Origin of the sequence: Alteribacillus sp. YIM 98480, from assembly GCF_009765375.1 — a bacterium.
GTDB lineage: Bacteria > Bacillota > Bacilli > Bacillales > Marinococcaceae > Alteribacillus.
In genome coordinates this window covers 38,751-62,818 of record NZ_VTOK01000003.1, presented here as the reverse complement: position 1 = coordinate 62,818, position 24,068 = coordinate 38,751, and the positions used below count along the sequence as shown (strand labels likewise).

Here is a 24,068-nt window from a genome sequence, read left to right as displayed (position 1 = left end):
TTACATCTTTAAAGGAGACTGCTTGCTATGGAAATTCGAAAAATAAAAGAAACAGAGCTTGAACAGAGCCTTGAACTTAATCAATTTGCCTTTCAATTTGAAATGACTGAGGAAGACAGAATCAACATGGAACGCGTCATGACACCGGAGAATACATGGATTGCTGCAGAAGAAAACAGGTTACTGTCAAAGCTTCACATACTGCCAGCCAATGTATTTGTAGGAGGCAGGAAAATGAAGATGGGGGGAGTTTCCGGGGTAGCTACCTGGCCAGAAGCAAGAAGAAACGGTCTTGTGAGGAAGCTATTGGAAGAATCTTTAAAAGATATGTACGAAAGAGGGCATCAGCTTTCTTTTTTATTTCCTTTTTCCATTGGATTTTATCGTAAGTTCGGATGGGAGTTGTTTTCAGATTCACTTACATGGCATTTAAAAAGAGAACAGCTTCCAGAAAAAGGCGGTATCGAAAATGGCAGCTTCGACCGTATTACTATTGATGATTGGCCGATTCTTAACAATATATATCACACCTTTGCACACAGGTATAATGGAGCTGTTGAGCGCGATGAGAATTGGTGGCGTTATGTCCACCGTAAAATAAAAAAAGCACAAATTGCTGTTTACTCTAATAGCGACGGAGAAGAAAAAGGATACATTATTTATAATGTCAAAAACAAAAAAATGACTGTGCATGAGTACGCTTCAACAGATGAAGAAACAAGACAACAAATTTGGAGATTTATTGCCAATCATGACTCGATGATAAACGAAGCAGATGTAAAACCACCGATTGATGATCCCACTCGCTATTTTTTACCGGACCCTAAAATAACTGAAACAAGAAACAGTTATTTCATGGCACGAATTATTGATATAAAAGGATTTTTAATACAATATCCATTAAAGCTGGAAGAAGGAAATTCTCTTACGTTACACATAAGAGATGAAAATTGTAATTGGAATGACGGTATATTTCGCGTCACCTCTGCCCCAAATAAAAATGAATTGACAAAAAAAGAAAATGGAGAAAACGCCCTTTCTATGTCCATTCGCACCGCAGCCGCTGTTTTTTTAGGGTATTTACCTGTTGATATAGCTTTTGATACTGGCAAAATTACAGGGAACAAGACAGAATTTCAAAAGCTGAAACAAAGTGTAGTAACTAATCCCCCTTTTATTTATGATTTTTTTTAGAAAAAACCCGACTTTCTGCCATGCAAAAAGCTATATAATCCTATCCATAAGCAAAAAAGGAGCTTCCCATGATTGGGAAAGCTCTGCTTTTGTGTGATTAAGAAGTTTTGTTTCTGGTAATAATCATTGCCATGTACCCTAAGATAGTAAATAAAACAGTTACTGTAAGGGCATGGAATAAGGCAGGAGTTAAGTAGTTATCGGAATATAAGACTGATATCCCGGCTGCTACTTGGATAAAGACGAGAAGGTTAGCTAAAATACTCGTCCAAACTAAACTTTTATACGTGTGGAATCGCTTCAATGTCCAAATTAGCAAAATAACAAGGAAAATCACTAACAGACTTGCGAAAACGCGATGCGCAAAATGAACACCAATTTCAAAACCTAATCCGCCGTTCATGTTTGGAATAAGTTCATTGTTACATAACGGAAAACCTCCGCAAACATACGTCGCTTCTGTATGTTTGACATATGCTCCTGTATAAATAACAGCGTAACAATAAATCAGCACAAAAAAGAGATAGGTCCTGTATCCTTTTGACACAATTGGTGCCAAAACATGGTGCCGATCGTTTTCAAAAGCAAGAACGGTTAATAAAACAACCGCGGCAAATGAAATGGTTGAAATACCGAAATGAAGGGCCAAAACAATATCCGAATTACCCCAAATAACAGCGCCGGCTCCCATTAGTCCTTGAAACATAATAAATAACACGGCCATAAGCGCCATAAATTTTGTTTCGCGTAGATGTGAAAGCTTTTTCCAGGACCATACAGCCAAAATAATAACGAATAGGCCCATTAATCCGGACCAAAGCCGGTGACTGTATTCTATAATCGTTTCAAGTGCAGGAGATTCAGGAATTACTTCTCCAAAACATAGCGGCCAGGTTGCTCCGCATCCTTCAGCTGAGCCAGTCTTTGTAACAAGTGCACCTTGCAAGAGTACGATTAACATACCAATAGATGTGATGATGCCAAATATTTTTAATCCTTTATTTTTCATGCACTTTCACCTCCCCGTCTAGTTTCTAGACGGTAAATAATAACTTTTGGATCAATAACACTCTAATCGTAAAGAAAAACTACGAAAAAAGTCAATTTTAGAAAAATGAACATTCAAAGGAAATGGACAAATGTGAAGAAAGTGTGAAACTTGTGAAACTAATGAAACAAAAATGATTTTAAGCTATAATGTCTGTAGTATGATATTGGAGAAGAAAATTGAATGAGTTTCTCTCACAATGCGGTTATGTGGTACAATCTTTTTATTGATGAAGAATCAAGAAAAATGCTGTCGATATATTTGCTTTCTTCATAAAGACATGTTGATTGTCTGCAACCGCCAGATTTGAAGGGGGTGAAAGGTTTGAGTAAGACGAACACGGCCATAGAATCTACAAAAGTAATAGAAACAGAAGAGACTAGAGCGGTTTCTGGGGGGAAATCCTGGAAAGATTACGTAACCCTTGCTAAAATGGGCATCGTAACTTCAAATTTAATCACTGCGTTTACAGGTCTGTTTCTTGCTTCTGTATATACAGGTTTTCCATTGGTTCAAAATCTGCATATTCTTATTTTGACAATCATTGGTGCTGGTTTGGTTATGGCAGGGGGGTGTACGCTTAATAATTATATTGATCGTGACATCGATCATTTAATGGAGCGTACAAAAGAAAGGCCGACTGTCACAGGAAATATCAAACCGACAAATGTTCTGGTAGCAGGATTAATACAGTCTGCTGTCGGGATTATGATGCTTGCAGCAGTGGAAATGGTTGCTGCGATTATTGCCATTATCGGTTTGGTTGTTTATGTGATGATATATACGATGTGGCTTAAAAGGGTGTCTACCTTAAATACAGTCGCTGGGAGCATTTCTGGTGCTGTTCCGCCGTTGATCGGCTGGGCAGCAGTTGATCCTGGACTTCATATTTATGCTTGGCTGTTGTTTTCTATTATGTTTATCTGGCAGCCGCCGCACTTTTTAGCGTTAGCTATGAAGCGCTCTCATGAATATAAGGCAGCAGGAATTCCCATGCTTCCGGTTGTGGCTGGTTTTGCTATGACAAAAAGGCAAATCGTTTTATATGTAGGAACACTTCTGCCAATTTCACTATTGTTGTATGAATTTGGCCTAGTATATACGATTGCAGCAGCTGCTTTAGGTTTGGGCTGGCTGCTTTTAGGGTTCGCTGGATTCAAAATGAAAGATGATATTAAATGGGCCCGTTTAATGTTTGTGTATTCCTTGAATTACCTAACCATACTGTTTGTACTTATGGTCATTGTCCACATGTAAAAGTCGCTGCAAGGTGCATTTCACCTCTTTAAGACGAATTACTGTATTCACAGGACATACTACTTTTGAAAATGTCCTGTGAATGCAATTTCTCATAAAAAAGGTTGAGAGGGAGAATGACTATAAATACAAGATAAATTTTGTAACTATTTTACTTGAAAGAGAGGTTTGATGGCTTTATGAAAGGACGCAAAGGCTTATTGCGTTTCCTTCCTTTGTCCGCAATGCTTTTATTTCTGGCAGGGTGCGGAGAGGATAGGTTAACAGCATTAGATCCTTATGGCCCGCAGGCTCAATGGATTTTTGACAATATGATTTTGAGCTTGTATGTGATGGCTTTAGTTATCATTGTTGTTTTTACCTTATTCTTTATTGCTGTGGTAAAGTTCCGCAGAAAACCTGGCGATGATGAGATTCCAAAACAGGTGGAAGGCAGTAAGACACTGGAATTAACGTGGACCATTATTCCAATTATATTGCTTGTTATTCTTGCTGTGCCAACCATTGCAGGTACATATTATTTAGCTGAGGAAGCTCCGGAAGCTGCAGGATCAAGCGGCGAAGAAGAAGGTGAAGAAGCAGAAGAAGCAGCCGACGCTGCAGCAGAAGGTGAGGATGCTGTTGTCATCGATGTAACGGGACATCAATACTGGTGGCAATTTGATTATCCAGAAGGATTTACAGCTGGAAATGAAGTCTATATTCCTGTTGGGGAAAAGGTTTGGTTTAATGTAACCGGTAACGATGTTATCCACTCATTTTGGGTGCCGGCGCTCGGCGGAAAAATTGATACTATTCCAGGGGTTGAGAACAGCCTATGGTTACAAGCAGACGAGCCAGGAGTTTATAAAGGGAAATGTGCTGAACTCTGTGGACCTTCTCACGCTCTAATGGATTTCAAAGTTGTAGCTTTGGAACGTGACGAGTATGATGCATGGGTTGATAGTATGTCTCAAGAGGAAGAAGCACCAGAGGAAAATTCTGTAGCAGCCGAAGGGCGACAAGTATTTGAAGATCAGGGCTGTATTGGCTGTCATGCTGTAGAAGGACAAGGTTCTGCACAAGGACCGACACTTACGAACTTTGCAGACCGCGATTATATTGCAGGTGTAATTGATTTTAATAATGAAAATCTAGAAGAATGGATCCGTGATCCACAATCGTTCAAGCAAGGTAATAACATGCAGCCATATCCAGATATGAGCGACGAGGATATGGAAGCAATTATCGAATACCTAAATACTCTTAGCGTGGAAGATGAAGAGTAAAATAATTTAAAAAGGAGGTAAACCACGTGGCAACTGCAACAGCTACTAAAGATAAAAGTGTTTTATGGGATTGGCTGACTACTGTCGACCATAAAAAGCTGGCGGTATTATATTTGATCGCGGGCACGCTGTTTTTCGTAAAAGCAGGTATGATGGCTTTGTTTATGAGAATACAGTTGATGTCAGCTGAAAATGATTTTCTTACCGGACAGACATTTAATGAGTTAATTACAATGCATGGGACGATTATGCTGTTTTTAGCAGCAACTCCGCTGATTTTTGCGTTTATGAACTTTGTTATTCCATTACAAATCGGGGCTAGGGATGTGGCATTTCCTTTTGTTAACGCTCTCGGTTTTTGGATTTTCTTCTTTGGGGGCCTTTTGTTAAGCGTAAGCTGGTTTTTTGGAGGAGGCCCTGATGCAGGCTGGACTGCGTATGTACCGCTATCAAGCGGAGAATATGCTGACCTTGGCTTGGATTTCTATGTATTAGGCCTCCAGGTAAGTGGTATCGGTACGCTGGTATCAGCCATTAACTTTATTGTAACGATCATTAATATGCGCGCTCCAGGTATGACAATGATGAGAATGCCATTGTTCTGCTGGACAGGCCTTGTTGTATCGATCCTTATTGTATTTGCTTTTACGCCGCTTGCAGCAGGTCTGGCACTTTTAATGCTCGATCGAATTTTTGGCGGACAATTTTTCATTCCAGATATGGGAGGAAACGCTGTTCTTTGGCAGCACATCTTCTGGATTTTTGGTCATCCGGAAGTATATATTCTTGTTTTGCCGGCATTTGGTATTATTTCAGAGGTTATTCCGGCATTTTCAAGAAAACGCCTGTTTGGTTATACAGCAATGGTATTTGCAACGTTAGTCATTGCATTTTTAGGGTTTATGGTTTGGGTTCACCACATGTTCACAGTAGGTTTAGGTCCGATTACAAACTCTGTCTTCGCAATTGCTACCATGGGTATCGCCGTTCCAACGGGTATCAAGATCTTTAACTGGCTTTTTACAATGTGGGGCGGAAAAATTACGTTCAACACAGCAATGCTCTGTGCATCTTCCTTTGTACCGACATTTGTACTGGGCGGTGTGACAGGTGTAATGCTTGCCATGGTGCCTGTAGATTACTTGTATCATGACACATACTTTGTTGTTGCTCACTTTCACTACATTATTATCGGTGGTATTGTATTAGGGTTACTTGCTGGTACTTACTATTGGTATCCAAAAATGTTCGGCCATAAACTGAATGAAAAATTAGGTATCCTTATGTTTTGGCTGTTTTATATTGGTTTCCACATGACTTTCTTTATTCAGCACATTCTTGGTTTAATCGGTATGCCAAGACGTGTATATACGTACCTTGAAGGTCAAGGCATGGAAACAATGAATCTCGTTTCAAGCATCGGTTCCTTTGTTATGGGGGCAGCGATTCTTGTTCTTGTCATTAACGTCGTGTATTCTGCATTTAATTCAGAGCGCATTACAGTTAATGATCCATGGGATGCGCGTACTTTAGAATGGTCTACACCAACGCCTATCCCAGAGTACAACTTTGCTCAAACTCCGCAGGTTCGTTCGTTGGATCCATGGTTTTATGAAAAAGTTCATGGTGATGGCACGATGAAACCAGCAGAACCAATGACAGATATTCATATGCCAAACGGATCTATACTGCCGTTTGTTATTGGTCTTGGACTATTTACTTGGGGATTTGGAATGGTTATGATGAATATGGAAAATACCATTGTTCCTCCATTCCTAGTTATTGGCACAGGAGTTATTCTGACCTTTGGATCGATGCTTATACGTTCAATTAAAGAGGATCATGGCTATCATATACCTCTCGAACAAGTAAAGAAAATCGAAAAGGAGGTTAGCTGATATGGCAGGCTCGGTTGATCTTTCAAAAGGCCTCCCTTCACACCCGGAAAAATCAACGTTAGAAGGGAAAAATAAATTTTTAGGTTTCTGGATCTTTCTCGGCGGGGAAACGATCATGTTCGCTACATTTTTTGGTACGTTTCTAGGTCTTAGAGAAGGAACGGCTGGCGGACCGTCTGCAGAAGAATTATTTTCGATGCCGCTAGTATTTATCATGACGATGCTGTTATTAACAAGTTCTTTGACAAGTGTTTTGGCAATGTTTTCCATGAAGAAAAATAACTTTAAGAACATGCTGGTTTTAATGATAGTAACTGTTCTATTAGGTCTAGGGTTCTTAGGATTTGAAATTTACGAATTTGTGGAATATGTCCATCACGGACTTGGGTATACTACCAGTGCATTTGCATCATCTTTCTATACCCTGGTTGGTCTTCACGGAGCGCACGTACTTTTTGGACTTTGCTGGATCACCACATTAATTATTCGTTACAGCCGTTCAGGCATTACGCTGACCAATGCGCCGAAATTTTACGTAGCAAGTCTATATTGGCACTTTATTGACGTGGTGTGGGTCTTTATCTTTACCGTTGTCTATTTAATGGGAATTGGGGGTGCATAAAAATGTCTGATGATTTATCGAAACCATTTACGAAAAGTTCGATGTCAGAAGAAGAGATAATGAAAATTAATAAGGAGAGAAAGATTCAAGTAACTTCCTTTGCTTTCATGATCTTCTTAACAATCCTCGCATTTATTGCTGTAGCAACTGAAACGATTGAAGTAGGATTTGCTATACCATTTATTTTACTTTTGGCTGTGGTGCAGTTTTTCCTTCAAATGTATTATTTTATGCATCTTAAAGACAAAGACCACGGCTGGCCGAATGCTTTCATCATTTCTGGTGTTGTTCTTTCTACACCGGCATTGATTGCATTGATACTCCTATTAGGTGTAACAAAATATTAAGTTAATCAACTGCTCCGGGTTTTAACCTTGGAGCAGTTTTTCCTGTTCACTTGATTGTTATAGGTTTTAACAAAGAATACGCTTTATTCATGTATAATAGAGGGCACAAGAGGTGAAAAGGAGGTAAATGAATTGGCAGATCAAAATGAGTCGTCTTTACCCAATGAAAATAAGAATGCTAACGACAAAAGTAATGTATGGATTGCTGTTATATTAACGATTATCATTAATGGACTCGTCACCGTTTTATTTTTTATGGATGGATTTAGCGGGGAAGTAGAAGGTTTTGATTTAACCGTTCTTCCGATGTTGAATGCAATTTTCAATAGTTTTACCACTGTGTTTTTGTTTACCGCTTTGTTTTTCATTTTACGTAAAAACATTAAAATGCACCGCCGCTTTATTTATGCTGCTTTTACGTCAACCGCATTGTTTCTAATTACGTATGTTACCTATCATTACATCGCAGAATCAACAGAATACGGCGGCAGTGGAGCCATGGCCGCTATTTATTATTTTATTTTAATAACCCATATTATTCTTGCCATTGTAATTGTTCCTTTAGCCGTACTGTCTTTTATGCGAGGAATCAAATATCAAGTGAAGAAGCATCGAAAAATTGCGCGCTGGACCATGCCTTTATGGTTATATGTCAGCATTACTGGTGTGCTTGTGTATGTTATGATTTCCCCTTATTATTAAGAAAAGGCTGTCCGCTTATATACAAGCAGGACAGCCTTTTCTGTATCTATTAAATTTTGAAATTCATTTTAATAATACCTGCTTCTCTCGCTGAAGTAAATGCAATGACAGCAAGCGGCCCTATAATGAAGCCAATTACGCCAAATAATGTAAGACCAATATATAACGATATCAAGGTGGCTAATGGAGATAATCCGATATGGTGTCCCATCACTTTCGGTTCAACGGTTCTTCGTATAATCAGCAGAACAGCTGCTAATATGAGAAGCTGCGTTCCAGTAAGCGCGTTTCCGGAAATGAAATAATACAATGACCACGGAGCAAGTATCGCAATGGATCCAATGATCGGTATAAAATCGATCAGCCATATGACGATCGACATAATCAGTGCCACATCAGGTGTGAAAATGTATAAGCTGACAATCGTAACTAAAAATATAATAATGCTGACTAAAAATTGAGCTTTGAAAAAACCTAAAATAACATATGAAAGTCTTGATGTCATAAACTTAAATTTTTCTGAAGTGTCTTCTTTCATAAAAGCATGCATTTTTTGTTTGAGCCTTGGCAATTCAATTAAAAATAGAAAAAGAGCGATTAAGTAAACTAGAAAACTGACAAGATATCTTGGAATGGCTGCCACCATACCAGTAATTTCATTGATCAGGTCCCCGCTTGAAAGTTGATCGCGAAGATTATTTAACATATCCGTAATTTGGTTGTTTATCTCATGAATCACTTCAGGAGGCAAATCCAAGTCTTCGTAAGCCTTTTCTATTTTGAATTGAATATTCAGCCAGGTTTGATTTAAGTCACTGACATAAGCAGGCAGGTTCTCAATAAGATACACAACTTGAGTAACGACTTGTGTAACAAGTATGTAGCCGCTTAGACCAAGAATACAAAGAAATAAGGTGAACACGAGAGTAACAGCCATGCTTCGTTTGACGCCGGTTTTTGCCATAATGAACCGTACAGCTGGAGATAAAAGCAAAGCAGTTAACAGAGCAAGTATTATAGGACCGGAGACCGGCAGAATAAAGTATGCGCCAACTAGTATAAGTGCAATTGTAAAGATGCGCAAAATTATTTTTTTGTTGAAAATGGATGACACAGCCAAGCTCCTTTCGACCAATACCTGATTCTGCTGTTGTAAGGCACTGCCATTAACTTGGCGTTGCCAGTTCCTTTCTAATATTATTATAATATGACAGCTTTAGATTGAACAGAAAAACACCTTGAAGCTTTTTAAAAGTGAATGGTTAAAGAGAAAAACCGGTGAATATGAATTCATCCGGTTCTTTAACTTATGTAATGACAGATATAACTTTCTTATTTGTCAGCTTCCACCAATTCATTATACACGCTTTCAATTTTGTTTTTGCACTTCGTTACAATCTTATTTGGGAAATCTTCATCGTATTCCACACCATGAGGGTAATAGTGTCTTCCAAGAAATGGAGTCAGTAATTGAACTTCCGCATCTTCTTTTGGAATTTCTCCTTGGACAGCAAAAGCTTGGATACGTAAAAAGTAGGTAGCATCATCTGTTTTGTCTAGCATTTTATAATCGAATGTAACACGTTCGTAATCCCACTGGCCTTCATGGATAAAGCCATTTTTTTTCATAATTCTTTCTAAACTTCCGAATTGAAACTCTTTTCCATGGAAGTCGAAATCTTCAATTTTCATGTTAATTCCCTCCTGATTATTAGTTACATACAAATCTTATTTAATCATAGTACGAAAAAAAAAAAGATGCAACGCCGGGGCATAGAAACTTTTCATGAACTTTTACTCAAGTATAAATAAAAAAAAGCTGGGCATAGTAACAAGCGAATCCAAATGAGGGAGGTAAAGAGTAAAATGAAGACTGTACAAGACGTAATGACAACTGAAGTGGAATGCTGCAGACCAGATGATACCGTATATGATGCAGCCATGAAAATGAAAGATTATGATGTAGGGTCTATACCAGTGACGCAAGATAAAAATCTCATGGGTATGATTACAGATCGGGATATCGTGCTGCGCTGCATTGCAGAAAAGAAACCAAACACTACATCGGTATCTGATGTCATGAGTTCAAATATTATTACATCAGAACCAAATATGGATATTCACCAAGCAGCAAGGATGATGGCGGAAAAACAAATACGTCGTCTGCCGATAGTTGAAAATCAGCAGCTAATAGGAATTGCTTCACTTGGAGATATGGCTGTCGATACAACGACGGATGAAGAGGCTTCGTTTGCACTCAGTGAAATTTCAGAGAGGCCGGAAGTACATCACTAATATAAAAAACAGAGCTGTCCCTAGGGGCAGCTCTTCTCTATGTTTTAGGGGCTGAAGTTGACCGAGTTTACGTGAGTACAGCTTACCAGCTGCAGATTTTAGACGCTTTATAATACGTTAAAGAGATTTTATTTAAGGTTTATAATATAAAAGGTGCCGGATCCGAAGGCAATAACTTGATTATCATCATTGTATACTTTTCCTTCGGTTACAATCATACTTTTACTTTTTGAGATCACTTTTGATTCACAGCGGAGTGTTTCTCCTTTTCCAGGTTTAATATAGTTGATTTTCATTTCCAACGTAACGGATCCTTTGCCTTCAGGAGTAATTTCATTCGCAAGACCGCCCATCGTGGAATCAAGCAGAGTGGCAGTGACTCCGCCGTGCACCATAGATAAAGGGTTTTCTAATCCTTTATGAAGAGGGATCGTTACCTCATATGTTTCATCATCTTTCCAATTTCTGTTGGTTTGCAGCCAGCTTCCAACAAACGAATAATATTGACCCTCCCGTTTACCTTCCCATCCGCGAATCATTTCTTCCATTACATTTTGCTCTTCTTCTGTGGCATTTTCAATAAAAGCAGCATATCTTTCTTGTAATTCATTTTTTGACATAATCATGAAGTAGATCCTTTCTTGTGTGTATTGCTTGAACAATAATATTGTAACGTAATAGCCAAACAATGCAAAGAAAGTCTAATCTGGGCGAACAAAAACAGGGCATATGCGTATGATGAAAGCAACAAGTTTTGCTGGAGGTGGAAAATCTATGAGCAGCGACTCCTTGCCATCGTCACTTTATGAATTTCGTGAATTTCTTCAAAAGCATCCACGTTTAATAAAAGAAGTAAGGGAAGGACATCGTACGTGGAATCAATTGTATCAAGATTGGGTTATATTAGGAGAGGAACATGATGATTGGAAGCCTTTCCGAGTTTCTGAAGAAGAGAAATCTAATGATAATTCAGCTCAAGCGGATTCGTTATCCAATTTAATGAAGACGATCGGACAAATAAACATTCAAGATTTGCAGAAACAAATCTCTCAGTTTAGTGGTATGATGGGAAATGTTCAGCGTGTACTGCAGCAGTTTCAAAAACCGTCCGGACCGCCGCGGCCGCCGCAAGATCCTTTTTCTTTCAGAGGTTTCTAAACGGAAGGGAGGCATCGGTATATGCATCCGCAAACGTATTCACTTATTCAGACGAAACCAGAATACAAAGAGTTTCTCCGTTTTCATCCTCAATGGTACCGTACTTTAAATAAGCATCCAGAAAAAATAGAAGAGTTTATCTCAGCGTCTAAAGTATATCATGGTCAAACGATTCCGCAGCGGCTCGAACGGTTTCAGAAAAATATGGATATGGTTCTCATGATTTTAAAATTATTAAATAATAAATAAAGTAAAGCACGAAATGTTTAAAAACCTTCCAATGCCATATACTAAATGAGCAAAGGAGGGTTTTTTGATATGATAAAAGGGCTTGCAGCTTTTATTATTTTGATGGCATCAGCTGTATGTTTTGGGCAGCAGGACGTGAATGCTTTAGAAATTCTTGAAGTGCGAGAAGATGCTGCTGTCCCAGCTGCTAAAATGAAAGGCATAGAATCAGAAGATTGGACTTTACAATATAAGTTAAAAAATAAAGATTTATATCTTGAATGTGTAATACCAGATTTTTCACTTGCTGATAAAGAAAAAGGCGGAGACGGTTATTTACTCGTTCAAATGAATGGGCAGGAAGCGGCCAAAATGAATCAAGCAGCTTTTATTATGAAAAGTCTGCCTCCTGGAGAGCACACGATTGATGTTAGGCCGGTTTCTTATGATGGGAAATCGAAAGCAGAAACCATATCATTTGAAATAGAAATCGCTGCACCTTAAAAAACGTTATTTCATAATTGCGGACTACCCATGTTATAATGAAATAACGGAGGTGTTCTCATGTCTGCAGTTTTATCAACCTCGGTTGATTTGCTAGATGAATCTGCCTTAGTTGGACAAATCGTTCTCCAGTCTGAGGTTTTTATACATTATAAACAAGCACGAAAGCAGATGGAAAGCGACAAAAAGGCACAACGTTTAATCGCTGAGTTTGCATCGTGGAAAGACAAATATGATGATGTTCAGAGGTTTGGGAAGTATCACCCAGATTATAAGACCATTTCCAAACAAGTACGTCAAGTTAAACGTGAGCTTGATTTGTATGAACCGATTGCAAGTTTTAAAAAAGCGGAAAAAGAATTAGAACAGCTTCTAAACGAGATATGTGCGGAAGTTGCAGGTGCTGTTTCCCCAACTATTAAGGTACCAACCGGCAATCCGTACTTTGATAATGCTTCATGTGGCGGCGGTTGCGGATCTGGTGGAAGCTGCGGCTGCGGTTAAAATCAGTTATAATACAACTCTGGCTGTAATACGCAGGCAGGGTTGTATTTTTTTATAAAGGTAAGAAATTATAAATATTTGGGATTTTACATGTCTAGCTCCAGAACCTGTCGCGGCTGACCAGGGCGCTTGCGCTTTTCTTATACTTTAAATTGTAAGTTTTAAATATCTAGATTCTTTTACAATAGAGGTAAGATAATAAAGTAATGATTATAAAGAGGAGGAGGACATTGTTTGAAGGTGAATGTATATATCAAACGATAGTAAAAGCAGATGTAGAGAGAGTATGGGAACTTTTTCAAAATCCTAAATATTTGGAAGTGCTCACTGCTTTTCCAAAAATCAACGTACTTTCCGGAGAACATACGGCTCAAAATGAAGTAATTCATCTAAGTATAGATATTGGTATTCAAAAAATGGATTGGGCTGCAGAAATAGTGGAAGTTAAACATCCTTATCTGTTTGTAGATAAAGGAATACAAATGCCGTTTCCTTTTACTTATTGGAAGCACGAACACTCTTTTCAAAACTGGGGAGAGTTTACAGGGATTACCGATCGTGTGAATTTTAGTTGTAAACTGCCAGCTTTCCTAATGAAAAGCATATTAAAGAAAATGTTTCAAGCAAGAGCACATGCAATCAAAACGCAATTTAAATGAAAAAAGCAGTGGAGCTAAAGAAAAAAGTATCTGCTCCGCTGCTTTTTGGTCGTTACATTTCACTTAATTCCAGCCTCTATCATATTGTTTAGGACCCTCAAGAGAGTAATTCAGCTCATTCGCTGCTTTAAGCGGCCAGTACGGATTTCTAAGCAAGTCTCTTCCAATAAAAACGAGATCGGCTCGTTCATTTTGCAAAATTTCTTCAGCTTGAATGCCGCTCGTAATTAAACCTACAGCTCCTGTAGATATCCCTGCTTTTTGGCGGATGGTTTCAGCGTTTGGAACTTGGAAACCTGGAAATGCATGAGGTCTTTTAGGTGTGATACCGCCAGAGCTGCAATCTATAAGGTCTGCACCGTCCAGCTTCATCCACGATGCCAGCTGAATGAAGTCTTCTATTTTGTTTCCATGCTCTTCGTATTCATTTGCAGAGATCCGGACAAATAGTGGTCCATCCCACACCTTTCTCACTTCTTTAATGATTGTTTCTAAAAATCGGTAACGGTTTTTTAGTGATCCTCCGTAGCTGTCTGTGCGGTGATTGGTTAGAGGAGACAAAAATTCATTAACCAGATAGCCGTGCGCTGCGTGTATTTCTAATACATCAAACCCTACTTCGATTGCCCGTTCTGCCGCATTTTTGAATGCTTTTATGGTTTCATGAATGTCTGGTTCGCTCATTTCATCTGGCGTTTTGATGTCATCATTAAAAGGGATCGGAGAAGGAGCGATAATCGGCCCATCCACAGTAGCTTTTCTGCCGGCGTGAGCGAGCTGAACTCCAATATGAGAACCATTTTCTTTTACTGTTCTAGTCAGTTTTTGTAACCCATCTAGTTGACTGTCATCCCAAATACCAAGGTCTTCGTGTGAAATACGTCCTTGAGGAGTTACAGCAGCAGCCTCCGTAAAGATAAGACCAGCTTGTCCCATGGCTCTACTTGCATAATGATAAAGATGCCAATCCGTTATTTTTCCATCCTGGTTAAAACAAGAATACATGCACATCGGCGACATCACAATTCGATTTTTAAATGTTATGTTTTTGAGCGAATAAGAGGTAAATAATGCTGGTTTCATACAGTAACTCCACCTTCATTTTTATTTTACTTTAGGAAAGTTTAAACGTATAAGTAAAACTGCGACTTCTGCCATCTGGACTTGGCAGCGACCCGAATTTTTCTAATCACTATATGGTACGTTCTTATATTACCAGTTTTTAATAATGGAGTGAAAGAAAAAGCTCTGAGCGTCTGCTCAGAGCTTTTTCTTTCTTGTTGAATATTGACTCATGTACCCTAAGGGCCATCTTTCTCCTATCAGCGATAGAATGAATAAGCAAAATAAACTTGTATTATCACTTACCTAGGTAACGATGAATTAAAGCAAGAATAGAACGGCGTGTCATTATCCCAATGAAAGAACGCTCATCGTCTTCAATACAAACAAATGGATGGTTAATAGAGAGCATTAACGCTTTTCCGAACGTTTCGTTCTTATTCATTTTAGGTACTTTCGTAGTCATAACATCACTAACCTTGTAATCATGAAGGCGTTCCATTTCAATTCGTTCAATACCTAAAATAGAATCAAGAATTTGGGCTTTGCTAATTTGCCCGTGTACTTTATATTCTGTGTCAAGCACTGGGATTGCTGTGTAGCCAGACTTAATTAAAACAAGCAGTGCATGGTCAAGCGGGTTGTTTAATTGAACATGTGCTACTTTTTCGTGCGAAATCATCAGTTCTTTGATCTCACTATCCATGATTTGGCTGTTTTTTAATGTTTGTAACATCTTCATCACTTTCTTTCTTAATAATTTATCCGTTGAAAAAGAAAGTGGCCCTAAACAAACTAAAAAATGTGACCCAATATAATAGTAGAGGGGTAGGGAGAATATGTCAAGTGCTAAATGTAAGCGTTTTCTTTAAGGAGGGGGTGAAATTTTACGTTTTTAAAACGATTTTTTTTAAAAGGTAAGAATATTTAGCGTTTTACATGTCTAGCGCAAGCGCCTACTCGCTCGAGATTCCTTCGGTCCGCAAATGGAAAGCAAAGGTCAGCTTTCCATTTGCCGCCCCTCCAGGACTTGTCGCTCGTGAGCAAGGTGCTTGCGCTTTTCTTAATAAGCTATGAGTTGATCGACATATCTCGTTTTCTGAAAGCGAACGACGTCATTTCACTTATACAGATGAATGTACTTTTTATTTTCAGCTTATTAAAGAGGAGTATAAGTGAACGACGTTTTTCGTTGTCGCTATGATCGTATTAGATTTTAATCGTAAGCACATGCATTTAAAATTTTATTTTCTCATGTTGAAAGCTGCATTAAGCTGACCACGCAGCATACGTTCACGCAATTCTTTTTTTGGTAACTTTTTCTGTTCCATTCTTCGGATGTCAAACGTTTGCATTCCATCTTCCATTTTATTGGCAATATCAACTAATCGTTCCACATCGTCAAAGGAGTATTTGCGAGTACCGCCCGATGTTCTTTCAGGAAAGACAAGCTTTCTTTCTTCATAATAACGGATTTTTCGTTCAGACAATCCTGTTAATTCACTTACGACTCCTATTGTGATTACTTTTTTATCTTTGTAAGAAGAAGACATAAACGTGCGCTCCTTTTAAACAATATCTAACGAAGTTTCTTTTACTTTGTCCTTAATATATCACATGTTAAAACAAAATGGAGGGTTAATGTAAGAAAAACTAACATAACAAATCAAAAAAATTAACACAAACACATTTTTGAATAAGTTTCCAAAAAGCAATTGCTTGTAAACATAATTAATGTTAACGTTTATATAAAATATGTTTACATTGGAGTGTGAGGCATGAATAACAGTTGGATTCGTTTGGCGGATGAAGTATTGCAAGGAAAAAAAGTAACGAAGCAAGATGGACTTGATATTCTTTCGGTACGAGATAATCATATACTGTCGCTTCTAAACGGAGCTTATAAACTGAGATATCATTACTATAAAAATGACGTTAAATTAAATATGATTGTGAATGCTAAAAGCGGCTTGTGTCCTGAAGATTGCGGGTATTGCGCTCAATCTTCTATTGCAGATACCAATGCAGATAAATATCCTTTGCTCGATAAAGATTCCTTAGTAAAAGGAGCAAAAGAAGCGATGGAACGTAAGGCCGGTACATATTGTATTGTGGCCAGCGGTCGAGGTCCGACGGAAAAGGAAGTAGATCATGTCGCAGAAGCGGTTAAAGAAATTAAACAGGAAATGCCGCTCAAAATATGTGCTTGTCTTGGGATTTTAAAAGAAGGCCAGGCTGAGCGTTTAAAAACAGCTGGGGTTGACCGCTACAATCATAATTTGAATACACATAAAGATCATCATGAAGCTATAACTACCACTCATACGTATGAAGACAGAGAAAGAACGGTCAATCACGCGAAAAATGCAGGTATTTCTCCGTGTTCGGGCGTGATAGCAGGAATGGGCGAAACAGATGAACAATTAATTGAAACATTATTTGCATTAAAGGAATTGGATGCTGATTCTGTTCCGGTAAACTTTTTACATCCTGTGCAAGGAACGCCGCTTGAAGATAGAAATGGTGTCGCTCCTATGCGCTCGCTAAAAATTCTTGCAGCTGCCAGGTTTATTCTGCCGGACAAAGAAATCCGCGTATCAGGCGGAAGAGAAGTAAATATCCGCTCTTTACAGCCGCTCACATTGTATGCCGCAAACTCCATATTTGTAGGTGATTATTTAACAACAGGCGGACAAAAAGTAAAGGATGATCATCAAATGATCGAGGATATGGGTTTTAGGGTTGAACAATATGCAGTTCCAGAACCATCTTGATTGGTAAGAAGCCGTCCCAATTTAAAAGCAGGGACGGCTTTTTGGCTTTCAATAATGGATAACCTCTATGTATTATTGATCTGATACTCCTAGCCGCTCGAGCGACTTCATATCCTTTACCTTAGCCGAACTTGCTCTATCAAGGTGTTAGTTTTGTTATGAATATTTACATTTCCTCTAGGAGAAAGGAAGCTGCTCGCGGTATAATATATATGGGGGAGAACGTTATAAATAGATGGAAGAAAGGAAGAGGACATTGGAACTTACACAAGGATTGTTGTCAAGACGAACGATACATACTTTTAAAAATGAACCAGTCGAGCGGTCTATTATTGAAAAAGCTATTCATTGTGCTATTCATGCACCGAATCATAAAATGACGGAACCATGGCATTTTTATGCGATAACAGGAAAAACCAAAGAAAAATTGGCGTCAAGAAGAAGTCAATTGAAAATAGAAAAATTTATGGACAAAGATTCAGAGCGAGCTGTAAAAGCAAAGGAACAAGCGTATACGTTCATGGCAGAACTTCCTTGGGTGATTGCTGTAACGACGCATCGTTATAGTGTAGATCCTGTACGTGAGAAAGAAGATTTTGCTGCCACTGCATGTGCTGTTCAAAATTTTATGCTCGCGGCATGGGATGAAGGAGTAGGAACCAAATGGGCCACTGGTCAGCTTGTGAAAGATAAAAAAGCGAGGGAGATTATCAATCCTGGAGAAGAAGAAGAAATTATTGGTTTTCTTTTTCTCGGCTATCCAAAAGATACCCCGAAGATAAAAACCCGGAAGGAACAAGATAATATAAGCTGGCTTGACTGAGGAGGAAGGTAATATGAAAAACATTGTAATAACGGCAGCAGCAGTGCTTTCGCTCTTGGTAACTTTAGGTTTCTTTATTCCTATTCAATTAAGCGCACCTCCTGATGCGCGTACGATTGTGGATCACACAAATCACATATATGTTACGCCGCCTTGTTTTAACCAAGCGGATTTAAGCAACTACTTACAAGAAGCAGAGTATAGGGAGGCAAAAGATTTGGATTATAAGCCTGAATCCTCTTGTACCCAGGAAACACTGGTAGAAAAAAATGTACCGATTAATATTGCGTTATTAAAAACAATTGGTATTTCAGAAACAAAATGGGATGATGAAACGATTTGGGGTTAAGCGGATATTTCTTTTAAAGCAGATATCTATCGTGTTACGGATATACAGCATAAGCAAAAATGGCTTCTGCTACATGGTGGTAAGCCGAGTTATTACTATTTTTAAGCACGTAACAGAACCATCGACAGATAAAGAGCGTATGGCGGATGACTACCTCTCACACATCTATAAGCATAAGAACTGTATATAATGCTGTAAAAAGCACTTTGTGATGAACTATCACGTGTGATAAGCTAATATTTGTGAAATTTTCTGATAAACAAAAACAGAAGACAATCAAAGCATAGGAGATGTATAACAGAGATGAAAGTAGCTAAATTCGGAGGCACTTCTCTTGCCAGTGCAGAACAAATTAAAAAAGTAACAAATATAGTTACCTCTGATACAGACAGAAAGTTTATTGTTGTATCAGCACCAGGGAAACGCAATGATGAAGATACAAAAGTAACAGACTTGTTGATTACTCTTGGGGAGACCTTTTTAAAAGACGGAAAAGCTGAAGCTGAACTGCAGGCAGTGGTAGAACGTTATCGTGACATTGCCGAAGGTCTTGGACTTGGTGAAGATATTGTCCATACGATTGAAGATGACTTAAAAAGCCGGCTTGCCTTTGATCGATCCAATGAAGGACAGTTTATGGACCAGATCAAAGCGAGCGGAGAAGACAATAATGCTAAAATAATTGCCCGTTACTTACAAAGCATGGGATTTGTTGCAGAATATATTCATCCGGAACAAGCAGGATTATATGTAAGTGATACACCAGGTAATGCCCAAGTACTTCCGGAAGCATATGATCATTTATTTAAGCTTAGAGAAAAAAACGGTATTTTAATTATCCCTGGTTTTTTCGGCTTTTCAAAAGAAGGCCGCCTAGTTACCTTTCCGCGCGGCGGTTCAGATATTACAGGTTCTATCGTAGCAGCTGGAGTACAAGCAGATCTTTATGAAAACTTTACAGATGTCGATTCGGTATTTGCAGCCAATCCGAAAGTAGTAGATAACCCTTGTTCTATTAAGCGGATGACTTATCGTGAAATGCGAGAGCTTTCTTATGCTGGATTTGGCGTGTTTCATGATGAAGCGCTTATCCCTGCTTTTAAAAAGAATGTGCCTGTTTGTGTGAAGAATACTAATAATCCGAGTGCAGACGGAACCATGATTATTAATGAGCGTGAATACACGATGAACCCTGTCATCGGGATTGCAGCAGAAAAAGGGTTCAGCACTATTTATGTGCGTAAATACCTTATGAACCGTGAAGTTGGTTTTGGACGTAAATTGCTTCAAATTATCGAAGATGAAGGGATATCTTATGAACATATTCCTTCAGGTATTGATGATACTTCCGTCATCTTAGATGACAGTCAATTAACACCCCAAAAGGAAGATACGATTATCCGTCGAGTTATCGATGAACTAGATGCAGATGATGCTTATATTGAAAAAGGTTTTGCTATGATTATGCTAGTTGGAGAAGGGATGCATGAAACGGTAGGTATTGCTTCAAGAGCAGCAAAAGCCATATCTGAACAAGGTGTCAATATTGAGATGATCAATCAGGGATCTTCTGAAGTGTCATTATCATTTGGTATTCACGAAGACAACGTAGACCTTGCGATCCGCGGTTTATATGAAGAGTTCTTTAGTACAAAAGAAGTCCTCCAGTAAGAAAAGCGCAAGCGCCTTAAAAGAAGGAAGTTCGGCTACGAGCGTCACGTCCTGTGACAACGCCGAACTGACTCCCATCCTGGGAGCCCGCGACAGGTTCTGGAGCTTTCGCGCTGGGTCGCCTGCGGCCCGGAGTCGAAAGGGAAGACATAAGACGTTCAGCTCATTTTCATGAACTTCTACTAAGATCGCACACATCGACGCATAGGATGTGCTAATGTCGCCAATGCCAAAGGACGTGGCGTTTTTGGCGACGAGTGTACAACGTAGAAGTCACCATATCGTGTGGAAGGACGTCCTGTGCCAACGCTGAACGGGCTTGCACAGGAAGTGTAGACTTTTGCGTTGCGACAGGACGTTCGCGGTTTTAGCAAAAGTTCCTCTTTATTGTGTGCGCCTGAGCGGCTGGGCGCTGAAGCTAGACATCAAAAACACCAAATATTTATAATTTCTTACCTTTTAAAAAAAGGGGAGTCTCATCCAAATAGATTGGAAGGGGCTCCTTTTTCTACTTAATTCGTTCACGTTTTTCTTCTAATAACAGCTCTTTTAATTCTTGAACTTCTCGCTGCAAATCATCAATTTGATTTTCATTCGTAAAGGGAGTAGGTTCTTTTTTTTCTTCATCGGTATCATTACCGGGTAATTCCATTTCACTCGCTTTTTCTACATTGTTAACAATAACACCAATAAATAGGTTAAAAATCACAAATGTACCTACGAGAACAAAGCTCACAAAATAAACCCATGCCATTGGAGATTGTTCGAAAATCGGGCGCATGACGGCGCTGGCCCACGATTCCAAAGTGACGACTTGGAATAATGTTAATAAAGACAACTGCAAATTGCCAAAGTATTCAGGCGCAATCTCTTGATACAGCATTGTGCCGATAACAGCATAAATGTAAAATATAATACTCATCAAAATCATAATGTTTCCTAAAGCCGGAATGGTTAACAAAAGGGCGTCAACAAGCCGGCGCAGGGAAGGGATAATAGATATAGCACGAAGTACGCGCAGCACTCTTAAAATCCGAAGGACGGTTACAAAATGAGCACCAGCAAAAACATGCCCAGCAAACACGATAAGAAAGTCAAACCAGTTCCATGAACTTTTAAAAAAGCCGAGCATTGGTTTGGCAGCAATGAGACGTAGTACAATTTCTATAGTAAAAATCCATAAGAGCACTCTGTCTGCCAAATAGAAGAGAAAAGCATTGTTTTCATAGATAGCAGGAAATGTTTCTACGCCAACAATAGCAGCATTAATAAGGATAAAAATCATTACTGTGTTTATAAAAGCGCGGTGTTCAACCAGGCGGGCGATATTATTTCTAAAACGATTTACTGCCTCGCTGTTCATAAGTGTTGGTTTTCCTCTCCTTTAACGTTTATGTAATGTAATTGCCTATTAAATTTTACTAAAAGAATAACAAAGAAGAAAGGGAAAAGGAGTGAAAACAAATGGATAAATGGTGAAAAGTAAAGGATATTTGATAATGATATTAAAAACGTATCGTCATCTAAAATGAATCTGGGTGAGACGGACTAATTCCTCAAAGGAGAAGAAAAGCTGTCTCGTTGGTTTCGAGACAGCTTCCATTGAACTAAGATATAGGGCTGCGTGTGGCAGAGCCCAGTTCTTTTGATCGTTTAATAGCTTCTTTGATGCTGTTTTTGAAATGTTCTTGTACACTATGGTGTTCTAGTGTTTTAAACGCTGCTTCGGTCGTACCGCCAGGACTCATTACTTCGTTATAAAGGTCATTTGGCGGCTGATCTGAGTTTTGCAAGCGTTTGGCTGCTCCTGCAAGCGTTTGAACGATTAATTCTTTCGCTTCTGTTTCCGGTAGGCCTGCTTCTTTTGCTGCTATTTCCATAGCTTCTACAAAATAATAGAAGTAAGCTGGTCCACTCCCGGATATTCCAGTAACTGCATCCATCTTTGCTTCATCAAATATGGTTACGGTACCAATTGCTGCAAATAACGCGGAAGCCGTATCAAGGTGATGAGCGCTTGCATAATAGCCCCGGCAAAGAGCTGTAGCTGAAGCACTGACTTTTGAAGAAGTGTTGGGCATCGCTCTGACTACAGCTGTTTTCATACCAAACAGTTCTTCTATATAACTAGTAGAAATACCGGCTAATACAGAAATGACTAAATGATTGTCCTTGGTGTATTCTTTAATAGATGAAATACCATCTTCAATATGTTTTGGTTTCATCGCAAGAATCACGAGGTCAGCTTTTTTCATAGCATCTTCTTTTGATTCAGCAATGCTAACTTTGTAGCATTCGTTTAATTCATTTAACCGTTGATCATTCGTTTTATTGGTAACAACAATCTGTTGAGGCTTTACAAGATTTTCAGAGAGCAAGCCGCCGAGAATGGATTCTGCCATGGAGCCTGCTCCGATGAAAGCAATGGTTTTGTTTTGAAGCATCTTTCTCTCCTCCTATTCTTTAATTTGTCCGCTTCCGGAAATGATATATTTTGAGGACGTTAAAGCTTTCAGCCCCATTGGACCACGGGCGTGAAGTTTTTGTGTGCTGATACCGATTTCTGCTCCAAAACCAAATTCATCACCGTCAGTAAAACGGGTAGAAGCATTATGATATAGAGCGGCAGCATCGAGCTGGCTGAGAAACATAGTTTTGTTTTTTTCTGTTTCAGTAATAATAGCCTCGGAGTGCCCTGTACCAAACTGCTTAATATGATCGATTGCTTCTTCTGTGTTCTCTACACTTTTAACCGCTGCAATTAAGTCAAGGTATTCATCTTTCCAGTCTTCTGTCCTTGCTTGCTGGACGTTTGGGTGCAAGCTTTGAATAATGGTGTCTCCTCTTATTTCGACTCCTTTATCAAACAACGCTTCAATTAGATCTTTTCCATTTTGTTCTGCCCATGTTTTGTTTACAAGAATGGTCTCACAAGCGTTACAAACAGACGGACGCTGGGTTTTCGCATTAACGGCTATGGAGATACCCATTTCTTTACTTGCTGTTTCATCAATGTAGACGTGGCAGTTTCCTACACCGGTTTCAAGTACTGGCACAGATGAATTTTTCACTACAGCCTGAATCAAACCGGCCCCTCCTCTAGGGATGAGGACGTCAAGATATTCGTTCATCGTAAACATTTCTGATGCTGCTTCTCTTGAAGTGTCTTCTGCAAGCTGTACGGCATCTGTTGGTATATTTTGTGAACGCAATGCTTTGTGAATAGAGGCAACAATCGCTTTATTAGAATGATAAGCCGAAGAACTTCCTCTTAAAAAAGCAGCGTTGCCTGTTTTTAAGCAAAGTCCAGCAGCATCTGCTGTTACGTTAGGTCGTGCTTCATAAATGATGCCAACTACCCCTAATGGCACGCGGATGCTTTGAATATGAAGGCCGTTAGGACGGTCCCAGTTTTCTATTTCTTCTCCTATAGGGTCATCAAGAGAAGCTACTTGCCTAAATCCTTCGGCCATGTTTTTGATTCTATCGGTAGATAAACGAAGACGATCTAGAAGTGCTGCTGATAATCCATTTTTCTCGCCTGCAAGTAAATCCTTTTCGTTATCAGCTAAAATATCTTGCGTATCTGTTTCAAGTTGTTCGCTCATAGCGTGCAATAGATTATTTTTTTCTTCTGTTGTGAGTTGAGAGATTTGTTCTGCAGCTTTCTTTGCTTTTTTTCCTTGTTCTAGCATAACTCCCATT

At 39.0% G+C, this 24,068-nt stretch carries 28 protein-coding genes; 18 read left to right on the top strand and 10 right to left on the bottom strand.

The annotated features are described in order from the left end of the window. Positions 1-27: 27 nt before the first annotated feature. Complete coding sequence (locus FZF09_RS05065) at positions 28-1,194, top strand: GNAT family N-acetyltransferase (protein WP_158735499.1); 1,167 nt, start codon at positions 28-30, stop codon at positions 1,192-1,194. Positions 1,195-1,291: 97 nt separating this feature from the next. Here the strand turns inward: FZF09_RS05065 and FZF09_RS05060 are convergent, their stop codons facing one another. Beyond that, positions 1,292-2,203, bottom strand: coding sequence for a COX15/CtaA family protein (locus FZF09_RS05060; RefSeq protein WP_158735498.1), 912 nt, complete (start codon positions 2,201-2,203; stop codon positions 1,292-1,294). 363 nt (positions 2,204-2,566) lie between these two features. Here FZF09_RS05060 and cyoE point away from each other — a divergent pair, with 363 nt between their 5' ends. From cyoE to FZF09_RS05030, 6 genes are all read left to right on the top strand, one after another. Further along, positions 2,567-3,499: a heme o synthase gene (cyoE, locus tag FZF09_RS05055; RefSeq protein ID WP_158735497.1), complete on the top strand. Its 933-nt coding sequence runs from the start codon at positions 2,567-2,569 to the stop codon at positions 3,497-3,499. 179 nt (positions 3,500-3,678) lie between these two features. Then, positions 3,679-4,767, top strand: a complete 1,089-nt coding sequence (coxB, locus tag FZF09_RS05050; RefSeq protein ID WP_158735496.1) for a cytochrome c oxidase subunit II — start codon at positions 3,679-3,681, stop codon at positions 4,765-4,767. A 26-nt stretch (positions 4,768-4,793) separates the two neighbouring features. After that, a complete protein-coding gene (gene ctaD / locus FZF09_RS05045) occupies positions 4,794-6,665 on the top strand; it encodes a cytochrome c oxidase subunit I (protein WP_158735495.1) in 1,872 nt (623 codons plus the stop codon). A 1-nt stretch (position 6,666) separates the two neighbouring features. Beyond that, entirely contained in the window at positions 6,667-7,287 is a 621-nt protein-coding gene (locus FZF09_RS05040; RefSeq protein ID WP_158735494.1) for a cytochrome (ubi)quinol oxidase subunit III, read from the top strand. Positions 7,288-7,289: 2 nt separating this feature from the next. Further along, positions 7,290-7,634 carry a cytochrome C oxidase subunit IV family protein gene (locus FZF09_RS05035; RefSeq protein ID WP_091582730.1) on the top strand — a complete coding sequence of 115 codons (345 nt, stop codon included), beginning with the start codon at positions 7,290-7,292 and terminating at the stop codon, positions 7,632-7,634. A 132-nt stretch (positions 7,635-7,766) separates the two neighbouring features. Beyond that, on the top strand, positions 7,767-8,336 hold the full coding sequence (locus FZF09_RS05030; RefSeq protein ID WP_370514423.1) for a DUF420 domain-containing protein: 570 nt from the start codon (positions 7,767-7,769) through the stop codon (positions 8,334-8,336). 49 nt (positions 8,337-8,385) lie between these two features. On the opposite strand, the gene ytvI is transcribed toward FZF09_RS05030, so the two are convergent. Continuing rightward, positions 8,386-9,450: a sporulation integral membrane protein YtvI gene (ytvI, locus tag FZF09_RS05025; protein ID WP_158735686.1), complete on the bottom strand. Its 1,065-nt coding sequence runs from the start codon at positions 9,448-9,450 to the stop codon at positions 8,386-8,388. Positions 9,451-9,668: 218 nt separating this feature from the next. After that, entirely contained in the window at positions 9,669-10,028 is a 360-nt protein-coding gene (locus FZF09_RS05020) for a YugN family protein (RefSeq protein WP_158735493.1), read from the bottom strand. 174 nt (positions 10,029-10,202) lie between these two features. On the opposite strand from FZF09_RS05020, the gene FZF09_RS05015 reads away from it, so the two are divergent. Beyond that, complete coding sequence (locus FZF09_RS05015; RefSeq protein ID WP_158735492.1) at positions 10,203-10,631, top strand: CBS domain-containing protein; 429 nt, start codon at positions 10,203-10,205, stop codon at positions 10,629-10,631. Between the two features lie 128 nt (positions 10,632-10,759). Here FZF09_RS05015 and FZF09_RS05010 read toward each other — a convergent pair whose 3' ends face one another. After that, complete coding sequence (locus tag FZF09_RS05010; RefSeq protein WP_158735491.1) at positions 10,760-11,257, bottom strand: PaaI family thioesterase; 498 nt, start codon at positions 11,255-11,257, stop codon at positions 10,760-10,762. A 109-nt stretch (positions 11,258-11,366) separates the two neighbouring features. On the opposite strand from FZF09_RS05010, the gene FZF09_RS05005 reads away from it, so the two are divergent. The 5 genes from FZF09_RS05005 to FZF09_RS04985 all read left to right on the top strand — a co-directional run bounded on the left by FZF09_RS05005 (position 11,367) and on the right by FZF09_RS04985 (position 13,684). After that, a complete protein-coding gene (locus FZF09_RS05005) occupies positions 11,367-11,789 on the top strand; it encodes a YlbD family protein (RefSeq protein WP_158735490.1) in 423 nt (140 codons plus the stop codon). Between the two features lie 21 nt (positions 11,790-11,810). Beyond that, on the top strand, positions 11,811-12,038 hold the full coding sequence (locus FZF09_RS05000; protein WP_158735489.1) for a YlbE-like family protein: 228 nt from the start codon (positions 11,811-11,813) through the stop codon (positions 12,036-12,038). A gap of 69 nt (positions 12,039-12,107) precedes the next feature. Next, positions 12,108-12,521 carry a hypothetical protein gene (locus tag FZF09_RS04995; protein WP_158735488.1) on the top strand — a complete coding sequence of 138 codons (414 nt, stop codon included), beginning with the start codon at positions 12,108-12,110 and terminating at the stop codon, positions 12,519-12,521. Between the two features lie 60 nt (positions 12,522-12,581). Next, entirely contained in the window at positions 12,582-13,025 is a 444-nt protein-coding gene (locus FZF09_RS04990; RefSeq protein ID WP_158735487.1) for a YlbF/YmcA family competence regulator, read from the top strand. A gap of 230 nt (positions 13,026-13,255) precedes the next feature. Beyond that, complete coding sequence (locus FZF09_RS04985) at positions 13,256-13,684, top strand: SRPBCC family protein (RefSeq protein WP_158735486.1); 429 nt, start codon at positions 13,256-13,258, stop codon at positions 13,682-13,684. A gap of 63 nt (positions 13,685-13,747) precedes the next feature. On the opposite strand, the gene namA is transcribed toward FZF09_RS04985, so the two are convergent. Both namA and cbpB read right to left on the bottom strand, forming a co-directional pair. Further along, positions 13,748-14,767: an NADPH dehydrogenase NamA gene (gene namA / locus FZF09_RS04980; RefSeq protein WP_158735485.1), complete on the bottom strand. Its 1,020-nt coding sequence runs from the start codon at positions 14,765-14,767 to the stop codon at positions 13,748-13,750. A 277-nt stretch (positions 14,768-15,044) separates the two neighbouring features. Next, positions 15,045-15,482 (bottom strand): cyclic-di-AMP-binding protein CbpB, encoded by a 438-nt coding sequence (gene cbpB, locus FZF09_RS04975; RefSeq protein ID WP_091582758.1) that lies wholly within the window; start codon positions 15,480-15,482, stop codon positions 15,045-15,047. A gap of 203 nt (positions 15,483-15,685) precedes the next feature. Between cbpB and FZF09_RS04970 the strand changes: the two genes are divergently transcribed. Continuing rightward, positions 15,686-15,823, top strand: coding sequence for a hypothetical protein (locus FZF09_RS04970; RefSeq protein WP_158735484.1), 138 nt, complete (start codon positions 15,686-15,688; stop codon positions 15,821-15,823). A gap of 167 nt (positions 15,824-15,990) precedes the next feature. Here the strand turns inward: FZF09_RS04970 and FZF09_RS04965 are convergent, their stop codons facing one another. Further along, positions 15,991-16,299: a MerR family transcriptional regulator gene (locus FZF09_RS04965; RefSeq protein ID WP_091582760.1), complete on the bottom strand. Its 309-nt coding sequence runs from the start codon at positions 16,297-16,299 to the stop codon at positions 15,991-15,993. Between the two features lie 225 nt (positions 16,300-16,524). On the opposite strand from FZF09_RS04965, the gene bioB reads away from it, so the two are divergent. From bioB to FZF09_RS04945, 4 genes are all read left to right on the top strand, one after another. Beyond that, on the top strand, positions 16,525-17,520 hold the full coding sequence (bioB, locus tag FZF09_RS04960) for a biotin synthase BioB (RefSeq protein ID WP_158735483.1): 996 nt from the start codon (positions 16,525-16,527) through the stop codon (positions 17,518-17,520). Between the two features lie 256 nt (positions 17,521-17,776). Then, positions 17,777-18,343, top strand: a complete 567-nt coding sequence (locus tag FZF09_RS04955; protein ID WP_158735482.1) for a nitroreductase family protein — start codon at positions 17,777-17,779, stop codon at positions 18,341-18,343. A gap of 13 nt (positions 18,344-18,356) precedes the next feature. After that, complete coding sequence (locus FZF09_RS04950) at positions 18,357-18,692, top strand: hypothetical protein (protein WP_158735481.1); 336 nt, start codon at positions 18,357-18,359, stop codon at positions 18,690-18,692. A gap of 303 nt (positions 18,693-18,995) precedes the next feature. Then, on the top strand, positions 18,996-20,363 hold the full coding sequence (locus FZF09_RS04945) for an aspartate kinase (RefSeq protein ID WP_158735480.1): 1,368 nt from the start codon (positions 18,996-18,998) through the stop codon (positions 20,361-20,363). Between the two features lie 508 nt (positions 20,364-20,871). On the opposite strand, the gene FZF09_RS04940 is transcribed toward FZF09_RS04945, so the two are convergent. The 3 genes from FZF09_RS04940 to FZF09_RS04930 all read right to left on the bottom strand — a co-directional run bounded on the left by FZF09_RS04940 (position 20,872) and on the right by FZF09_RS04930 (position 24,067). Then, complete coding sequence (locus tag FZF09_RS04940) at positions 20,872-21,726, bottom strand: ion transporter (RefSeq protein ID WP_158735479.1); 855 nt, start codon at positions 21,724-21,726, stop codon at positions 20,872-20,874. A gap of 244 nt (positions 21,727-21,970) precedes the next feature. After that, complete coding sequence (gene proC / locus FZF09_RS04935; RefSeq protein WP_158735478.1) at positions 21,971-22,807, bottom strand: pyrroline-5-carboxylate reductase; 837 nt, start codon at positions 22,805-22,807, stop codon at positions 21,971-21,973. Positions 22,808-22,819: 12 nt separating this feature from the next. Then, positions 22,820-24,067, bottom strand: coding sequence for a glutamate-5-semialdehyde dehydrogenase (locus FZF09_RS04930; RefSeq protein WP_158735477.1), 1,248 nt, complete (start codon positions 24,065-24,067; stop codon positions 22,820-22,822). Position 24,068: the final 1 nt, after the last annotated feature.